Here is a 16,488-nt window from a genome sequence, read left to right on the forward strand (position 1 = left end):
CACGGCCGGCAGGCAGCAAACCCCACTTGGACAGTCCGCCGACTCAGCGCACCAGGCTCCGTAGAAGCCGCGCACTTTGCCGCATCGACAGGCCTGGCAGATACGCCCGGCTGAGCGCCCTGCCCATGGCTGGCAGTTGCAGGGGATCCTGGTAATACAGGTACAGCGTCCGGTACTCCGGCTGAAAACGGGACTTAAAGGTTGCCAGCGACCTGAAGCCGTACACGGGTTCCAGCGCCTTCCCCACAACGTCCAGAATCCGTGCCAGCGACTCGGAGCCGGAATCATCTCCGGCAACGTCAGCCATGGCAGCCGTGTCCTTCGCCAACGGCGACCCGGACAGGGAGATCACCTCCACCGAGTCGCGGAATTCCCGGACCGCGGAGGCGATCAGAAATTCCATCACACCGGGGATGGAATCACGACGGCGGCGCATAAAGTCCAGGGTCCAGCTGACCAGGCGCCCGTCGCTGTGGACCGGAAGCCAGCTGGTGACGCCCTGCACCTGGCCCCCGGCGTCCATTGCCAGGCAGCACAGCACTTCCTCGTCTTCAAGCTCGTCGATGCCGCCGAGGGTAAATCCCATCTCGGGGATGAACTTCTGGGCGGCCCATTCCTCCGAGACTTCGCTGAGCTGGGCCCTTACTGCCGGCGCAAAGTCCGTGTAACGGCCCCATACCGCGTGCACCCCGGTCTTCGCGGCACGGTTTAGGGCAGTGCGGACGTTCTGCCAGTCCTTACCCTTAAACTCCAGCGAGCGGACGGCCAGCCGGGTTTCCTGCGCCACCGCCACCCGCCGGAAGCCACGGCCCGCCAGCAGTGGCCAGATCTCGTCAGTGCACGAATAGAAGCAGGGAATGAGGGCGTGTTCGGCGCAGTAACGGATAAAACCCGCTGCCGTCTCCGCACGGAAAGCCGCGGGGCCGAAGGGACCTGCCAGTGTCAGTGCGACATTGCCGTGCTGCTGGTAGGCCACTCCCCCGCGGCGCTCCGGGGCGAACCAATACTTGTTGGGCTCCCACAACGCCATCCAGGACAAGGAGTCTCCGCCTTGGCGGATGAGGCTGCGGGCCACGCCGCGGTCATCTGCCCCGGCGTCGGTGCGGTGCTGCCGGCGTTGCAGGACCAGCCACACAGCGGTGAGCGCAACGGCCCAGAAGATGATGCCGGACGTGGCGAAAAGGAAGGCCTCAACGGGATCACGGCCCTGGAAGAGGCGGCTGTATATTCCGGGGATGGGAATCGGCAGATACTGGCGGGACAGCTCGGCGGCCAGGCCGAGGAGCCCGCCGTCACGGTCCATGCCGCCGTCGGACAGCCAGACTGCGGTGTAGCCGGAGGCCAGCACCAGCAGCGTTCCGCCCACCACGGCGGCGAGGGCCGTACGTGCCCGAGGACTGGTTTCGACCCGGAACTGGCGCCGGTTGGCCACGAGCAGGAGAACCAGCATCAGGGGAACCACCACGAGGGGCAGCACGTGGACAATACTTGAGCCCATCACACCGGTTCGCGGCCGGCCGGCGTACGGCGGGATCCGGGCGAACAGCGAAAGGTAGACGGCCGCCAAGGCCGTCACCGCGAGCTGGACGGTGATCGCGATCCGGAGGGCCAGCCTTCGTCCGTGCCGCATGCCGTCAGCGCAGATCAGAAGCAGCACCACCGGGACCACCGCCAGCGCCAGGCCCAGCGGTCCGGCGAAACCGGCCCGCCCGGCCTCAAGGCAGCTCACGTCGATGGTGCCGCCGCAATACTGTTCCAGCTGGTTCAGGGTGGGCAACGGGTTCAGGACGACGTCCCGCAGCAGTGCCAGCGGCCCGGTGGGAGCCCTGACGGTGGCCGTGAGGATGGGCCCGACGGCGAAAATCGCCACGGTGAGCGCGAGCAGGTTCCGGGTTTCACGTCCGGTGGAACGGTGGCGTTGCAGCGTGCCCTTGTCGCCCTGGATCCACCAGCCGGCGGCCAGCCCGGACAGGGCACCGGCCAACCCCACAACCGTCTCCGCATGCCCGACATACAGCACAAGCATCAGTGAAACACCGACCACCGCCGTGCGCAGCCGGCGTTGCCAGAGTGTGGGCAGCAAGCCGCTTGACGCCAGCGCGACGGCCAGCACGGCAGCATACGGGCCCATAAGACGCGCATCCACCATTCGCCCGAGCCAGCCGTCGTCGGCATACCGGGCGAGTTGAGTCAGCAGCAGAAACAGCGTCACCGAAGCGAACTGTGCGGCAAAATAGAACACTGCCGTGCGTCGACTGCCAAGCTGCCGCTCGGTGAGGCCCAGCAGGAGCAGGATCATTAGAGCGGCTGCGGCATATGCCAGCAGGTTCGTGGCGAAGAACATCGAGGTAAACATCGACCACCAGGCCCCGGATTTCAGGCCCGGGGCGCTGACGGAAGCCAGATTCAGCAACGATTCCGGCGGCCCGGCGAGAAAGCTTCCGGTGGCCGCACCGACCAGGAGGAAAGCCGCGAGGACGGCGAGGGTGAAGGGTATGGCGCGCAGATGGCCGAGCGACTGCCGCAGGCCCGCCAGGACAAGACCAGCCAGGGAAGCGGCGTCGGAACCCCGCCGCGCCGGGTCTGCCGGGCTCACCGGGTGATCCCCCAACGGTCTCCCAGAAAGTCCAGCCCGGCGGGCAGGCCCCTGGACCCGGTCTCCCAGGAATGCCCGGCCTTGGGTATCCGGCGGGTCGCCACGGTAAAGCCGGCATCGCGTGCAGCCGTCGACAGGAGCTCCATGTAGCCGATGAACTCGGGATCACGCTCGCCGGCGCCAAAATAGATGGCGTGCCCGTCAAAGCGGCGGTCCGTCATCAGCCGCAGCGGCGTCAAACGGTCGAAGGCTTCGGCGTCGCCGCCAAAGGAGGCAGCAATCGTCTTGTCCCGCTCCTTCGCAAGCGCGGGCTCCTTTTCGCTTGAGAACGCCAGTGCTGAGCCATAGATGTCCGGATGGCGCGTCACCATCTGCATCGCGCAGGTCGCACCAAAGGAGAATCCGCCGGCGGCCCACTGTTTGTGGTCCGGATCCACATCCAGTGTCTGGTTGATCCAGTCCGGCACGTCCTCGGCCAGATACGTGTCCGCCCGGGCGATCCGGCTGTCCATGCAGAGTGTATTCGCTGCGGCGGAACCGTTCGGATCCGCTACCACCACCACCGGAGCAACACCATGGTGCGCTGCCGCATACTGGTCCATGCGGCTGCGCAGCGCCCCGCCCGTGAGCCAGTCTGCCGGTCCTCCGGGCTGGCCGGAGAAAAGCACCAGGACGGGAAGTGCCGGCCGGGGCGAGGTCCGGTACGCGGGCGGAAGATAGATGTACGCCTCGCGGCCTTGGAAGCCCGAACGGGTCCCGGGGATGGCGGCGCGCCGCATAACACCGGCGTCGGGCAGGTCCGCCGGCGGTTTCCACGCGGACAGGCTCACCCCGGGGGCAGCACCGGGAACGCGTTTCAGCCCGTCGTCCAGCGGTTGAATCCGTGCCACGGCTGTGCCGGCGAGGTCGCTCACCGTGTGGTTAAGTCCAAAATACGCGTTGACCTGCACGGCCGAGAGCAGCACAACACCGAGCAGGGCGCCCGTGGACGCAGCCGTCGCGCGGGCTGGACGCCGGGTGCCGCCCGGCGCGGGGCTCCGGCGGCCCGCGGCCCGCCAGGTGATCCACAGGTGCATCATCCAGAGCAGCAGGGCCGTGACCGCAGGCAACGACCAGGCAAGGACCTCGGCGGGGAGTTCGTCAGGGAACACCGGAACGGCGTAAATCATCAGCCAGTGCGCAGCGGCAAGCAATGCCGCCGCAACAAGCACAACGGCGGCCCGCGGAAGCAGGAAAGCCAGCCACGGACGGGCTGCGGTGCTCCGGGCGCGTTTGCTCCCGGGCTGCCAGAACAGGTAGGCCAGGCCCGCGGTGCCGGCAAGCCAGGCGAACCACAGCACCGGCCCGTCCACTAGCCGGAGTTCTTCCAGAAAAGACATCGGCGCTAGCGCCAGGTCCCGACGCCGATGACCGGCCCGGCCTCAAGCCAGGATGACAGCCCGGTGTAGGCGTCGAACCGCATCGCGAGCAGGACGTCCTGCCCCTCGTACCGGAGCTCTACAATCACGGCCCCGGGCTGGACTTCGACGAGCTCGGATTCGCTGGGCTGGCGCCTGGCGATCAGCTCGAGCGAACTCCGGCGGAAAGTGTACTTGGGCCGCGTGCTCAGCGAGGCAAGGCGGAACCACTCCAGGTCGTTGTCCTGATAACGACAAACCCCCATCTGCCAGCCGTTTCCGGCCGTGCAAATGGAGGCGTCCACTGTGCCCAGGGTGCGCCGCAGGGTGATGCGGCGCACCCCCGAAAGGCACAGTGCAAATACCAGCAACGCAAAGACCGTTGCCAGGACGATGAACGGAAAAACGGTATCGTTCATCAAGGTCGTGCTAGCGGATCCCCGCAGTAACCGCGTCGCCCATTTGGGCGTTGTCAGCAACAATGACGACCCGGTTGTTGTCGACGGAGAAGAAGCCGCCGTCGACCACTACAGAAATGCGGTCACCGGAGACCGGCTGGATGGCCAGCTCACCTTCGGCCAGTATCGCCAGCAGGGGCGAGTGGCCGGGCAGGATTCCGATTTCACCATCGCTGGTGCGGGCCTTGACCATGGTGGCCGCTCCGGACCACACGAAGTGGTCCGCTGCGACAATCTCAACCTCAAGCTCAGCCATATTACTTGGTCTGTTCCTGGATCTTGGCCCACTGGCGCTCGACGTCATCCAGGCCGCCGACGTTGAAGAACGCCTGCTCTGCGATGTGGTCCAGCTCGCCGTCGCAGATTGCGGTGAAGCCTTCAACGGTGTCCTTGATGGACACGGTGGAGCCCTCGACGCCGGTGAACTGCTTGGCGGTGTAGGTGTTCTGCGAGAGGAACTGCTGGATGCGGCGGGCACGCGAGACAACAATCTTGTCTTCTTCAGAGAGTTCGTCAACACCGAGGATGGCGATGATGTCCTGAAGTTCCTTGTTCTTCTGCAGGATCTGCTTGACGCGGACGGCCGTGTTGTAGTGGTCGTTGCCGATGTACTGCGGATCCAGGATGCGGGACGTCGACGTCAGCGGGTCAACGGCCGGGTACAGACCACGGGAAGCGATTTCACGGGACAGTTCCGTGGTCGCGTCGAGGTGTGCGAAGGTCGTGGCCGGAGCCGGGTCGGTGTAGTCATCTGCGGGTACGTAGATGGCCTGCATCGAGGTGATCGAGTGGCCCTTGGTGGACGTGATGCGCTCCTGCAGGAGACCCATCTCGTCAGCCAGGTTGGGCTGGTAGCCCACGGCCGAAGGCATCCGGCCGAGGAGGGTGGAAACCTCGGAACCTGCCTGGGTGAAGCGGAAGATGTTATCGATGAAGAGCAGCACGTCCTGGTTCTGCACATCGCGGAAGTACTCCGCCATGGTCAGCGCGGACAGTGCAACGCGCAGGCGCGTTCCCGGCGGCTCATCCATTTGGCCGAAGACAAGGGCGGTGTCCTTAAGGACGCCCGCCTCTTCCATTTCAACCCAGAGGTCGTTACCTTCACGGGTACGCTCGCCGACACCGGCGAAGACCGAGGTGCCGCCGAAGTTGCGGGCAACACGGGTGATCATTTCCTGGATCAGTACCGTCTTGCCAACGCCGGCACCACCGAACAGACCGATTTTGCCACCCTTGATGTACGGGGTGAGAAGGTCAATGACCTTAATGCCGGTTTCCATCATCTCGGTGGAACCCTCGAGCGTCGCGAAGGCCGGGGCCTTGCGGTGGATGGGCCAGCGATCGGTGATTTCGAGTTCCGACTCAGGCACGTCCAGCGGCTGGCCGAGGACGTTGAAGATGTGTCCCTTGACGACGTCGCCGACAGGCACGGAAATGGGGGCACCCGAGTCCACTACAGCGGTACCGCGGACAAGTCCGTCGGTCGCCTGCAGCGAGATGGCGCGAATGACGTTATCGCCGAGGTGCAGAGCAACCTCAAACGTGATCGTCTTGGTCTCACCGTTGAGAGTAATCTCAGTGGTGAGTGCGTTGTAAATCGAGGGGATTGCGTCAGCCGGGAATTCGACGTCGACAACCGGGCCAATAACACGTGCAATACGGCCGGTAGCACCGGTCGTCGCGGCTACGTGTTCGGTAGCTGTGGCAGTCATCTCTCTCACTTCACTCAGTAGATGGCGTTGGGTTAAGTTTCTTTTGGTGCAGGTACAGCTGGATCCGGATTCGTGCGGCTAGGACGCGTTCAACGCGTCGGCACCGGCCACGATTTCGGAAAGCTCCTGCGTAATTTCAGCCTGGCGGGCGGTGTTGCGCAGACGCGTAAACTTCTTGATGAGATCCGTGGCATTGTCGCCGGCGGACTTCATTGCCCGCTGGCGGGCAGCAAGCTCTGAAGCTGCTGCCTGCAGCATCGCGGCGAAGATACGTGATTCGATGTAGCGCGGCAGCAGAGCGTCGAGAACCTGTTCCGTTTCCGGTTCGAATTCGTAGAGCGGCAGCAGATCCGATTCGGACGCCGCCTGCTCTTCGACAACCTCCAGCGGGAGAAGACGGACAACCGTCGGCTCCTGGGTCACCATGGACTTGAAGCGGGTGTAGACGACGTGGATTTCGTCGACGCCTCCCTCTGCGTAGTCCGTCGCAAAGTCGGCCAGCAATGCTTCGCCGATTTCCTGTGCCGTGGCAAACTCCGGTGCGTCCGTACCGCCGGTCCAGACACGCCCGTAAGGACGGTTCCGGAAGTCGAAGTACGCCTGCGCCTTGCGGCCGACCAGGTACATCTTGACTTCCTTGCCCTCCTCGACGAGCAGCTCGTGGAGGCCTTCCGCCTGCTTGAGCACACTCGCGGAGTACGACCCTGCAAGGCCACGGTCCGAGGTGATTACCAGGACGGCGGCCCGGCGGATCTGCTCCGGCTCGGTGGTCAGCGGGTGGTCGATTTCGCTCTGGCTTGCGACAGCAGAAACGGCACGCGTGATGGCGTTTGCGTAAGGCAGTGAAGCTGCTACGCGTGCTCGGGCCTTGCCGATGCGCGAGGTAGCGATCAGTTCCATCGCCTTGAAGATCTTGCGCATCGACGTCGTCGAGCTGATCTTCTGGCGGTAGACCCGAATCTGGGCTCCCATACTTATCCTTTCCTAAGATCCCGGTGGCCGGGACTGCCAGAACCCGGTGGGGTTCCGGCAGTCCCGGCCAGCGAAACTAGCGCTTCTGCTTGACGATTTTTTCCTGGTCGACCTGTGCCTCGTCGATGGCTGCATGCTCTTCGTGCCCTGCACCAACAAGGAGGCTGTCTCCCTCGCCGAAGAAGCCCTTTTTGAAGTCCACGATCGCGGCCTTCAGTGCTTCTGCGGTGTCATCGCTCATCACGTTGGTCTGGGCCAGCGTCGTCAGGATGGAGGACTTGTGCTTGAGGTGGTCCAAGAACTCGGTCTCGAAGCGGCTGATGTCCTCAACCGGAACGTCGTCGAGGTGCCCGTTGGTACCGGCCCAAATCGACACAACCTGGTTCTCGACCGGGAAGGGTGAGTACTGGCCCTGCTTGAGCAGTTCCATCAGGCGCGCACCGCGGGTCAGCTGCTGGCGCGATGCGGCGTCGAGGTCCGACGCGAACATTGCGAAAGCCTGCATATCGCGGTACTGGGCCAGTTCCAGCTTCAAGGTACCGGAGACCTTCTTCATGGACTTGACCTGGGCGGCGCCACCAACGCGGGAAACGGAGACACCCACGTCGACGGCCGGACGCTGGTTGGCGTTGAAGAGGTCCGACTGCAGGAAGATCTGGCCATCGGTAATGGAGATCACGTTGGTCGGGATGTAGGCGGAGACGTCGTTTGCCTTGGTTTCGATGAGCGGCAGGCCGGTCATCGACCCTGCACCGAGCTCGTCGGAGAGCTTGGCACAACGCTCCAGCAACCGGGAGTGCAAGTAGAAGACGTCGCCCGGGTAGGCTTCGCGTCCCGGCGGGCGGCGGAGCAGCAGGGATACAGCACGGTAAGCCTCGGCCTGCTTGGAGAGGTCATCAAACACGATAAGGACGTGCTTGCCGCCGTACATCCAGTGCTGGCCGATGGCCGAACCGGCGTACGGAGCCAGGTACTTGAAGCCTGCGGGGTCGGATGCGGGGGAAGCCACGATCGTCGTGTACTCCAGCGCACCGTTGTCCTCGAGGGTCTGGCGGACGGCCGCGATCGTCGATGCCTTCTGGCCGATGGCTACATAGATGCAGCGCACCTGCTTGTTGACATCCCCGGAAGCCCAGTTGGCCTTCTGGTTGATGATCGTGTCGATGGCAATGGCGGACTTGCCGGTCTGGCGGTCACCGATGATCAGCTGACGCTGGCCGCGGCCGATCGGGATCATGGCGTCGATCGCCTTGAGGCCGGTCTGCATCGGCTCGTGGACCGATTTGCGCTGGGTCACGCCGGGCGCCTGAAGTTCAAGCGCACGGGTGGTTTCGGCCTTGATCTCGCCAAGGTCATCGATGGGCTCGCCCAACGGGTCAACAACCCGGCCGAGGAAGGCGTCGCCCACCGGTACGGACAGAACCTGTCCGGTGCGGTGAACTTCCTGGCCTTCTTCGATTCCGGTGAAGTCGCCGAGGACGATAACGCCAATCTCGCGAACGTCGAGGTTCTGGGCCAGGCCCAGCGTGCCGTCTTCGAAGCGAAGCAGCTCATTCGCCATGACCGAGGGAAGGCCCTCAACACGGGCGATGCCGTCACCTGCGGTTGTTACACGGCCGACCTCTACGCGCTCAGCGTTTCCGGGTTCGTAGGACGCCGCGAACTCGTTCAACGCATTACGGACGTCGTCGGCGTTGATGGTCAATTCGGCCATCTGCAGTCCCTGCTCTCCTGTTTTCGTGATCATCGTTGCTCACGATGACCGGGGTTTCGTTTAGTTGTGCTGGTCCGGCTGGCTAAGCAAGCTGGCGGTGGAGCTGGCCCAGGCGGGCGAGGACGGAAGCGTCTACAACTTCATCCCCTACCTGGATCCGGATGCCACCGATCAGTGCCGGGTCAACGTTCATGTTGATCTTGAGCTCGCGTCCGTACAGGGCGTTCAGGCCCTCCTGCAGACGGCTGGTCTGTGTCTCCGCCAGCGGACGGGTGACGCTGACTGTTGCAATCCAGCGCTGCTGGCGCTTTGCTGCAAGCTCCGCGAAACGACGAACAAGCTTGGTCGCCTTGAGGCCGCGGGGCTGCGAAACTGCTTGTCCAATCAGGACTTTCGCTTCCTCGCTTGCACTGGGTACAAGCTTCTCAGCGAGGGCCACCTTGGCAGCCGCGCTGGCCTGCGGTTCGGACACAGCACGCTGGACCTCATGATTGGAATCGACGGCCTGGTTGAAAGAGAACAGGTCGTTCTCCAGCGCTTCCAGCCCGCTGATGCCTGAGGCAGCGGCAGCCGACTTGTTCTCAGCAACGGCAATGACCACCGAAGCGGCAAGAGTCTCGAGAGCATCGCCGATATCCCGGGCTGATGCCCAGCGTGAGCCGGCCAGTCCGCTCGCGATGTCCACAGCTTCCGCGGAGACGTTCCCGCCAAAGAGCTGCTTGACCAGCGCCGACTTGTCCGCGCCGCTGCGGGACGGGTCAGTCAGGGCGCGTCGCAAGCCAGCCGAGCTGTCTACCGTGCCCAGAATTCCGAAGAGTTCTTTAGCCAGCTGCAGCGAGGCGAAAGGAAGTTTGACTTCCAAATCCGCCAGGGCCGCGGTCAGCGATCCGCTCGATACACCTGCCATTACTTAGCTGCACCTGCGTTCTGGTTCTCCAGATCTGCCAGGAAACGGTCAACCACACGGGCCGAACGCGCGTCGTCCTCGAGGGACTCGCCGACGATGCGGCCAGCCAGCGTCGTGGCAAGCGTGCCGACCTCCGAGCGGAGCGACACAACGGCCGCCTGACGCTCGGACTGGATGGCTGCGTGTGCCTGCGCCGTGATACGAGCAGACTCGGCAGCCGCCTTCTCCTTCAGGTCCGCAAGAATCTGGGCGCCTTCGGCACGGGCTTCCTCGCGGATGCGGTTGGCCTCGGCACGGGCGTCCGTAAGCTGCTGCTTGTACTCTTCGAGCGCGGCAGAAGCCTCTGCCTGGGCCTTTTCAGCCTTGGCAATGCCACCTTCGATGGCCTCGGCACGCTCCGCGAAGGTCTTCTCGAACATCGGGACAACATACTTGACCACAATGAACATGAGGACAGCAAAGCCGGCCAAGACGACGCCCATTTCCCAAACATTGGGAAGCAAAGGCGACTGGCCTTCAACGGCGGCTGAGATGATCAGCTGATTCATAATTCACCCGTCCTTATCTACTCGGTTCTGGATGTTCGCTTAGCTCTAAGGTTCAGACTAGAGAACGAACGCGAAGACCAGGCCGAGGATGGCGAGGGCTTCGGTCAGCGCGAGGCCGAGGAAGGCGATCGGCTGGAGCACACGCTGTGCCTCCGGCTGGCGTGCAACACCGTTGATGTACGCGGCGAACACGAGACCAACACCGATACCACCGCCGATTGCGGACAGACCGTAACCTACGAGGTTGAGAGAGCCGTTCATTTTTCTTCCTTTCAAGATGCCGTCTGTGCGGCAGGTTGTTTGGGTTGCTTCATCCCGCAAGGGGAAGTTTGGGGTGCCTAGTGGCTGTCCGCGTGCAGCGCGCCTTCAATGTAGATGGCGGTCAGCAGCGTAAACACGTAAGCCTGCAGAACCATAATCAGCGCTTCGAGCATGTACATCGCAATGGCGCCGGCGAGAACGAGCACCGAGGTGCCCTTCAGCAGGAGGTTTTCATTCATCACGAGGTACTCGATGCCGGAACCGGCAATCATCACGATCAGGTGCCCCGCCAGCATCGTCGCAAACAAACGCAGGCTGTGCGTCACCGGGCGGACCAGGAAGTTGGAGATGATCTCGATCGGGATAACGATCGGAAGAATATAGCCCGGGACTCCGGAGGGAACGGTGGCCAGCTTGAAGTAGCGCAGTCCGTTTTTCCTGACGCCGATGACGATCCAGGTAATGTACACAATCGCGGCCATCACATATGCGCCGCCGACGTGCGAGAACGTCGGGAGCTGGATGACCGGAATGGCACCGTAGATGTTGTTCACCAGGATAAAGAAGAAGAGGCTGAACAACAGCGGGACGTACTTCATAAAATCTTTGCCGCCGATGATGTCCTTGGCAATGCCATTGCGGACGAAGCCGTAAGCGGCTTCACCCGCAAACTGCAGTTTGCCGGGGACAAGCTGGCCCTTGCGGGCAGCTAGCAGAAAGAATGTGGCGATAATAACGACCGAAAGGATTACCAGCAGCATCTGCTTGGAGAATCCGTCGGCCGCCCCCCACGGCAGGATTGCCGGCAGGTGCATTTCTTCAATTCCAGGAGGCGAAAAAGGTCCTGAATCTTGGGCCGGGAGCGCAAGCGCGATCAACGCGTTTCCTCTCTGCAGTGTCCATCATTGGGCGTTGGTCGGGGAAAGTCGGCGTTGCTGCCGGCCTCTCCCCCTGTGAAATTATTTGGCATTACTGATCCTCGTCCACGGACGGGCCACGTGCGGCATTGTCCCCGCCGGCGGAATGCTCCGGGCTGGTGAGGCCGTGCATGTGAGAAAGATAGAAACCTCCGGCGGCTCCAAGCAGGGCGCCTGCGAGCACAATCCAGCGGGTTCCCCACAGATTATCCAGACCCCACCCTATCAAACTCCAGACGATGATTCCGCCAACAATGTAGCTGAAGACGGCGATTCCGGCGTTGTATCCGCCGTCCCTGCCGTTCCCGGATACACCGGGGGCTCCGCCAGTGGTTTTGTGGGTTTTGGGCTTGCTTGCGCGTCCGTCTTTGCGGCTAGACATCGGTGCCGCCCTCGGAGGTCTTGGGGTCGTTGTAGATCTGCAGCCGGGCCGTGCTGAAACCGTAGATCTCGGCGGCCTGCCACAACACAACTGTCACGACGGCGCCGGCCAGGAACCAGCCCCGGGAAAGCCAGTCGGGGGTGCCGATGGCAAAAAGCACCACGGCAAAGCCAACGACCTTGATGAAGTATGTTGCGGCGAAAAGGCCAATCGCACCGGAGGGGTTGTTACGTCCGGCGAAGTGGCCGATCAGCAGGCTGATGGCGAAAAAGACGGCGACCAGGGCTCCGCCGAGAAGCCAGGAAAGGGCAGCTGCCGTCGAAGCCAGCAGCACTGCCGCCACAGCCACCAGCAGCAGGGCTCCGCCGCTGACTGCCGAACTTATTCCCAGCAAACGCAGCCACAGGGCTGGTGTGGGGCCGGAGGCACCAACAGATCCGTTGCCGGAGACGGGTCCGGGATCGGCGTTGGAGGTCATGGGATCCCAATCGTCGCGGGGCGGGTGCTGGTAGAAGTCGCGGCGTCAACCCGCCCCTAAATTCTACACGAGATAGAACATGGCGGCGTCCCGTGCCGCGCCGCGGGCGCCGGCCCGCTTAGGTTACCGGCGACCTGGTAACTTTCCGGCGCCTCCCGAAGTGTCGGATCAGGTCCGGTGACGCCAGGTAAAGCCCAAGGACGGCCAGGCTTCCGGCGACGCAGAGCACCACCACAGGCAGGGTAGCCGTGGCGGCGATGAAGCTGAAAACGATCACTGCCGCCGTGCACGCCGCGACGGTGCCTGCCGACTGAAGGTGCGAAAATCCGACGTCGGTCAACCGCTGGTAGACGTGCTCCCGGTGGGACGCGTACCAGCGTTCACCGGCATTAATCCGGCGCAGCAGGGTGTAGCCGGTGTCGGCAACATAGACGAGGATCGGCGACAGGACATATTCCACGTAGACACCGCTGAAGAACCCCGCCACGGCCAAGGCAGCCACCGAGGCACCCAGCAGGTAGCTGCCGACGTCGCCCAGGAAAACGGAGCCCCTGGACAAGTTCCACGGCAGGAAGCCCAGGAAGGACATGGCCAGCACCGCCCCACCAGCGGTAAGCCACGGCTGTTCCGCCAAGACCCCTGCCACCGCGTAGGCGCTGCCCGCCAGGACGCCGTGGAAACTCGAAATCCCGTTGACGCCGTCCATGAAGTTCGCGATGTTGATGTACGCAGCAATTGCCAGCGCCGCCAGCGGCAACCACCAGAAGGACTGGCCGGTGAGCAGGAGCAGAGCTGCGGAACCCGCGGCACCAATCCCCAGCTGGGCGGCCGCCCGGCCCCGAATGGAGAGACCACGGAGGTCTTCAATCCATCCCACCGCTGCGCTGGCAACGATGATGCACAGCACCACCAGGAAGACCGAACGGTCCACCGTCACCGCTCCCAGCAGGCCGGCGGCCCCGTAGCCGATGGCGGTGGCCACCGAAACGGCCACTCCCATGCCCCGGATGGTGGTTGCGCCGTGGGACGACCGGGCCGTGGGAACGTCAACGACGCCCATCTTCACCAGCCACGGCTTTACGGCAAACGGAAGCAGCACGCTCGCTAGCAGGGTGACGGCGGCAGTGAGGAAGATCAGCATCAGGATGCAACCCTTGTGTGCTCGCCCGGTTCGTCCGCTTCATCGTCCGGGATGGAAGCGATGTCCAGACCCTGCTCCGCCTCGCAGCGGGCCAGCCAGTCGTCGAGGTCCAGCCCGGACGGGTCCTGCTGGTGGGCCTGCGTGTGGGAGATCTTCGGATGCAGCGGGCGTTCGTCGAGCTCGCCGATTCCAACGAGTTCCTCGTGGAGTTTCTCGCCGGGCCGGAGCCCGGTGTAGACGATCTCAACCTTCTTGCCGGACATCGCGATCATGCGTTGGGCAACGTCCAGGATTTTCACCGGTTCCCCCATGTCAAGGATCATCACCTCTCCGCCGCGTCCGATCGCGCCGGCCTGGATGACCAGCTGGCACGCTTCCGGAATCGTCATAAAAAAGCGGGTGACCTCGGGGTCGGTGACAGTCACGGGACCGCCCACCCGGATCTGCTCCGTAAAGAGCGGCAGCATCGAGCCGCGGCTGCCCATAACGTTCCCGAACCTGACGGAGACAAATTTGCGGCCGGTCTGGCCCGCCATCCACGCGGCCAGCTTTTCGGCGACGCGCTTCGAGTGGCCCAGCGCCGTCGTCGGGTTTGCCGCCTTGTCCGTGGAGATATTCACGAAGTGCGATACCCCGGCGTGCTTTGCGGCACGCAGGACGTTGAGGGTGCCCAGGACGTTCGTCTTCCAGGCCTCGATCGGATACTGCTGCAGCAACGGCGCGTGTTTGAGGGCGGCAGCGTGGAACACCACCTCCGGGCGGCGGTCCTGGAAGATCTCCTGAAGCGCGTCCGCGTCGCGGATGCTCGCCAGGACGGTGTCACGGCCAGCAAGCAGTCCCCGTCCGGTAATGGTGATCTGGGTCTGCTGCAGCCCGGTTTCGTCGTGGTCAAGCATGATCAGCTCGGCCGGCGAGAACTGGACGATCTGCCGGCACAGTTCGGACCCGATGGATCCGCCGGCCCCGGTGACAAGGACGCGTTTGCTCTTGATGTAGCCGGCAATCTCATCGACTTTGATATCGACCGGGCGCCGCCCGATCAGGTCCTCGACAGCCACTTCGCGGAAGTCGGAGAAGCCCTGGGGCGCCCCGCCGCCGAGCATGTCGCGCAAAGGCGGCAGGACCAGCACCCGAACATTCATTCCGGCTACTGCGTCGGAAATCCGCCGGACCACGGAAGCCTCCACATTGGCAAACGCCAGTACCAGCACTGTGGCGCGGGTGCGCCGGATGATGGCCGGCAGGTCGTCGCCGCGGCCCAGGACCTGCACGCCGGAGAGCCGCAGGTGCTTCTTCGTGGGATCGTCGTCAATCAGTCCAACAGGATAATACGGCGATTCGGCGTCCTGCAGCATCCGCGTCAGCAGCGAGTTGCCGAGGAAACCCGCGCCATAGATCAGGGTATTCTGGGCGCTGTCGCCGGGACGGTGTTTGCCCTCAACATAGAGCCTCTTGGCATAGCGGGCGGCCCCCATAAAGAGGCAGGCGAACGGGAAGGCGATGAGCCCCACGCTGCGGCCGATTCCGATGGCTTCATAGAGCACCAGCAGGCTCAGCGTGATGGAGGCCGCGACAATCACTGTGACAAAGACCAGCGCCTTGGCTTCCTGGAAACTTCCGAACGGATACCTGCCGCGGTACAGCGCCAGCGCATAGCCGGCAAGTGCCTGCACCACTACGGCGATGGCCATGATGATCAGGGCACTGACAAGCTGTTCTTCCCTGATGCCCATTTCATAGCGCAGCAGCAGGGCCAGGACGATCGCGACGACCCACGACATTGAGTCCAGGAAGAGCTGGATCCAGATCCAGAGCGGAGGCTTTGTCTCCTCCAGTGCTGCGGCGGGTTCGCGCGCTTCAGATTTCGTAGTCAACAGAGATTGCAACCGACTTCCACTACCACGGCGGCCATCCGCCTGTTTCAATAATTACCCGCCCTGCAACTGCCGGACAGTACCCGGTTCTTCCACGATACTAATCGCTCCCGGATGGGAACCCCGGGTCCTTAGGGGTCCGGCGGGACGGGTTCGTCCGGACCTGCACCTGCCTCAGCCCTCCTTACGGGGAGCTGGACCGGGCACCGGCGGCATCGGCTGCCAGTTGCGGTCGGCCAGGATGGCCCGCGATTCGCGCCAGCCGTTCCACAGCGCCCCGGCTCCCCTGATGCTGCGCTCCACCAGCACCAGCCGAGCAACTTCCTTCAAATAAGTCAGTGCCGTTCCGGCACCAAAACCCAGCCTGTTGAACTTGCCGTAGGCACGAAGGTACTGCGCCACATGGCCCCGATTGCGCATCACGTAGCGGCGGCTCAGGTCACTCGAATCATTGAGGTGGCGGACGCCCAGATCCACTTGGCGCTGGGCCCGCACCTTTTTGATAACAAAGGCGTTTACATAGACCACCGGGGTCTGCTGCGCCGCGAGCCAGCCGTAAATGAGGTCGTCCCAGGTGATAAAGAACCGCGGATCCGGCAGGCCGATGGTGCGGGCCAGCGAGGCCTTGATCAGCATGCCCTCGAAATTTCCCACGTTGGTCCGAAAGACCTCCGAGGTACCGAAGACATCCCCGGAGACGGGCAGGAAAACGCCGAGTGATTCAACAAAATGGTGCTGCCAGAAGAACGGCTTGCCGGCGGCATCGTAGCGGCGTCCTATCATGCACGAGTAGTCCGGCGTGAACTTGTCAAGCGCCTCGACCGCCCCGGGGAGTACCTCGACGTCGTCGTCCATCAGCCAAAGCCATTCGGCACCGGCGGCGAGGGCAAGCTCCACACCGCGGGAGAAGCCGCCGGAGCCGCCGGCGTTCGCGGAAAGCCGTTCGTACTGGATCGGCACTGCACCGGAGGCCATTGCTCGGGCGATAACGTCAGGGGTGTGATCGCTGCTGGCGTTGTCCACCACCACGATCCGGTCCGGCCGGGTGCCCAGTCGGCTAAAGGACTCGAGCAGATTCTGCAGTAAGTCGGCACGGTTGTAGGTGACAACGACGGCGAACAGCTTCTCCAC

Annotated in this window: 16 protein-coding genes; all 16 read right to left on the reverse strand. The window is 63.5% G+C overall.

Annotation, left to right across the window (positions count from 1 at the left end; translation table 11 throughout):
• Positions 1 to 43: 43 nt before the first annotated feature.
• Positions 44 to 2,596 carry a bifunctional lysylphosphatidylglycerol flippase/synthetase MprF gene (locus ABIB49_RS06540; RefSeq protein ID WP_502913769.1) on the reverse strand — a complete coding sequence of 851 codons (2,553 nt, stop codon included), beginning with the start codon at positions 2,594 to 2,596 and terminating at the stop codon, positions 44 to 46.
• Positions 2,593 to 3,975 (reverse strand): alpha/beta hydrolase, encoded by a 1,383-nt coding sequence (locus tag ABIB49_RS06545; RefSeq protein WP_283479342.1) that lies wholly within the window; start codon positions 3,973 to 3,975, stop codon positions 2,593 to 2,595. The genes ABIB49_RS06540 and ABIB49_RS06545 overlap by 4 nt, the downstream gene beginning before the upstream one ends.
• Positions 3,976 to 3,980: 5 nt before the next feature.
• Positions 3,981 to 4,412 (reverse strand): DUF2550 domain-containing protein, encoded by a 432-nt coding sequence (locus ABIB49_RS06550; protein WP_226774464.1) that lies wholly within the window; start codon positions 4,410 to 4,412, stop codon positions 3,981 to 3,983.
• 10 nt (positions 4,413 to 4,422) lie between these two features.
• Complete coding sequence (locus ABIB49_RS06555) at positions 4,423 to 4,707, reverse strand: F0F1 ATP synthase subunit epsilon (protein WP_226774463.1); 285 nt, start codon at positions 4,705 to 4,707, stop codon at positions 4,423 to 4,425.
• Position 4,708: 1 nt separating this feature from the next.
• The gene (gene atpD / locus ABIB49_RS06560) at positions 4,709 to 6,163 is read right to left on the reverse strand and encodes a F0F1 ATP synthase subunit beta (RefSeq protein ID WP_354156828.1); all 1,455 of its coding nucleotides are present in this window, start codon (positions 6,161 to 6,163) and stop codon (positions 4,709 to 4,711) included.
• A gap of 78 nt (positions 6,164 to 6,241) precedes the next feature.
• Complete coding sequence (locus ABIB49_RS06565; protein ID WP_226774461.1) at positions 6,242 to 7,135, reverse strand: F0F1 ATP synthase subunit gamma; 894 nt, start codon at positions 7,133 to 7,135, stop codon at positions 6,242 to 6,244.
• Positions 7,136 to 7,211: 76 nt separating this feature from the next.
• Positions 7,212 to 8,849, reverse strand: coding sequence for a F0F1 ATP synthase subunit alpha (gene atpA, locus ABIB49_RS06570; RefSeq protein WP_283479718.1), 1,638 nt, complete (start codon positions 8,847 to 8,849; stop codon positions 7,212 to 7,214).
• Between the two features lie 82 nt (positions 8,850 to 8,931).
• Positions 8,932 to 9,756 carry a F0F1 ATP synthase subunit delta gene (locus tag ABIB49_RS06575; protein WP_226774460.1) on the reverse strand — a complete coding sequence of 275 codons (825 nt, stop codon included), beginning with the start codon at positions 9,754 to 9,756 and terminating at the stop codon, positions 8,932 to 8,934.
• A complete protein-coding gene (locus ABIB49_RS06580) occupies positions 9,756 to 10,304 on the reverse strand; it encodes a F0F1 ATP synthase subunit B (RefSeq protein ID WP_226774459.1) in 549 nt (182 codons plus the stop codon). Before ABIB49_RS06580 ends, ABIB49_RS06575 begins: the two co-directional genes overlap by 1 nt.
• A 57-nt stretch (positions 10,305 to 10,361) precedes the next feature.
• Entirely contained in the window at positions 10,362 to 10,565 is a 204-nt protein-coding gene (gene atpE / locus ABIB49_RS06585) for an ATP synthase F0 subunit C (protein WP_226774458.1), read from the reverse strand.
• A 77-nt stretch (positions 10,566 to 10,642) separates the two neighbouring features.
• On the reverse strand, positions 10,643 to 11,443 hold the full coding sequence (gene atpB, locus ABIB49_RS06590; RefSeq protein WP_226774457.1) for a F0F1 ATP synthase subunit A: 801 nt from the start codon (positions 11,441 to 11,443) through the stop codon (positions 10,643 to 10,645).
• A 91-nt stretch (positions 11,444 to 11,534) separates the two neighbouring features.
• Positions 11,535 to 11,864 carry a hypothetical protein gene (locus tag ABIB49_RS06595; RefSeq protein ID WP_226774456.1) on the reverse strand — a complete coding sequence of 110 codons (330 nt, stop codon included), beginning with the start codon at positions 11,862 to 11,864 and terminating at the stop codon, positions 11,535 to 11,537.
• Positions 11,857 to 12,342: a hypothetical protein gene (locus ABIB49_RS06600; protein ID WP_283479341.1), complete on the reverse strand. Its 486-nt coding sequence runs from the start codon at positions 12,340 to 12,342 to the stop codon at positions 11,857 to 11,859. Before ABIB49_RS06600 ends, ABIB49_RS06595 begins: the two co-directional genes overlap by 8 nt.
• Before the next feature lie 118 nt (positions 12,343 to 12,460).
• Positions 12,461 to 13,483 carry an MraY family glycosyltransferase gene (locus ABIB49_RS06605; protein ID WP_226774454.1) on the reverse strand — a complete coding sequence of 341 codons (1,023 nt, stop codon included), beginning with the start codon at positions 13,481 to 13,483 and terminating at the stop codon, positions 12,461 to 12,463.
• Positions 13,483 to 15,357, reverse strand: a complete 1,875-nt coding sequence (locus ABIB49_RS06610; RefSeq protein WP_354156829.1) for a polysaccharide biosynthesis protein — start codon at positions 15,355 to 15,357, stop codon at positions 13,483 to 13,485. The genes ABIB49_RS06605 and ABIB49_RS06610 overlap by 1 nt, the downstream gene beginning before the upstream one ends.
• Before the next feature lie 174 nt (positions 15,358 to 15,531).
• Positions 15,532 to 16,488, reverse strand: a complete 957-nt coding sequence (locus tag ABIB49_RS06615) for a glycosyltransferase (RefSeq protein ID WP_226774452.1) — start codon at positions 16,486 to 16,488, stop codon at positions 15,532 to 15,534.

Source organism: Arthrobacter sp. UYCu512 (assembly GCF_040547075.1).
Lineage (GTDB): Bacteria > Actinomycetota > Actinomycetes > Actinomycetales > Micrococcaceae > Arthrobacter.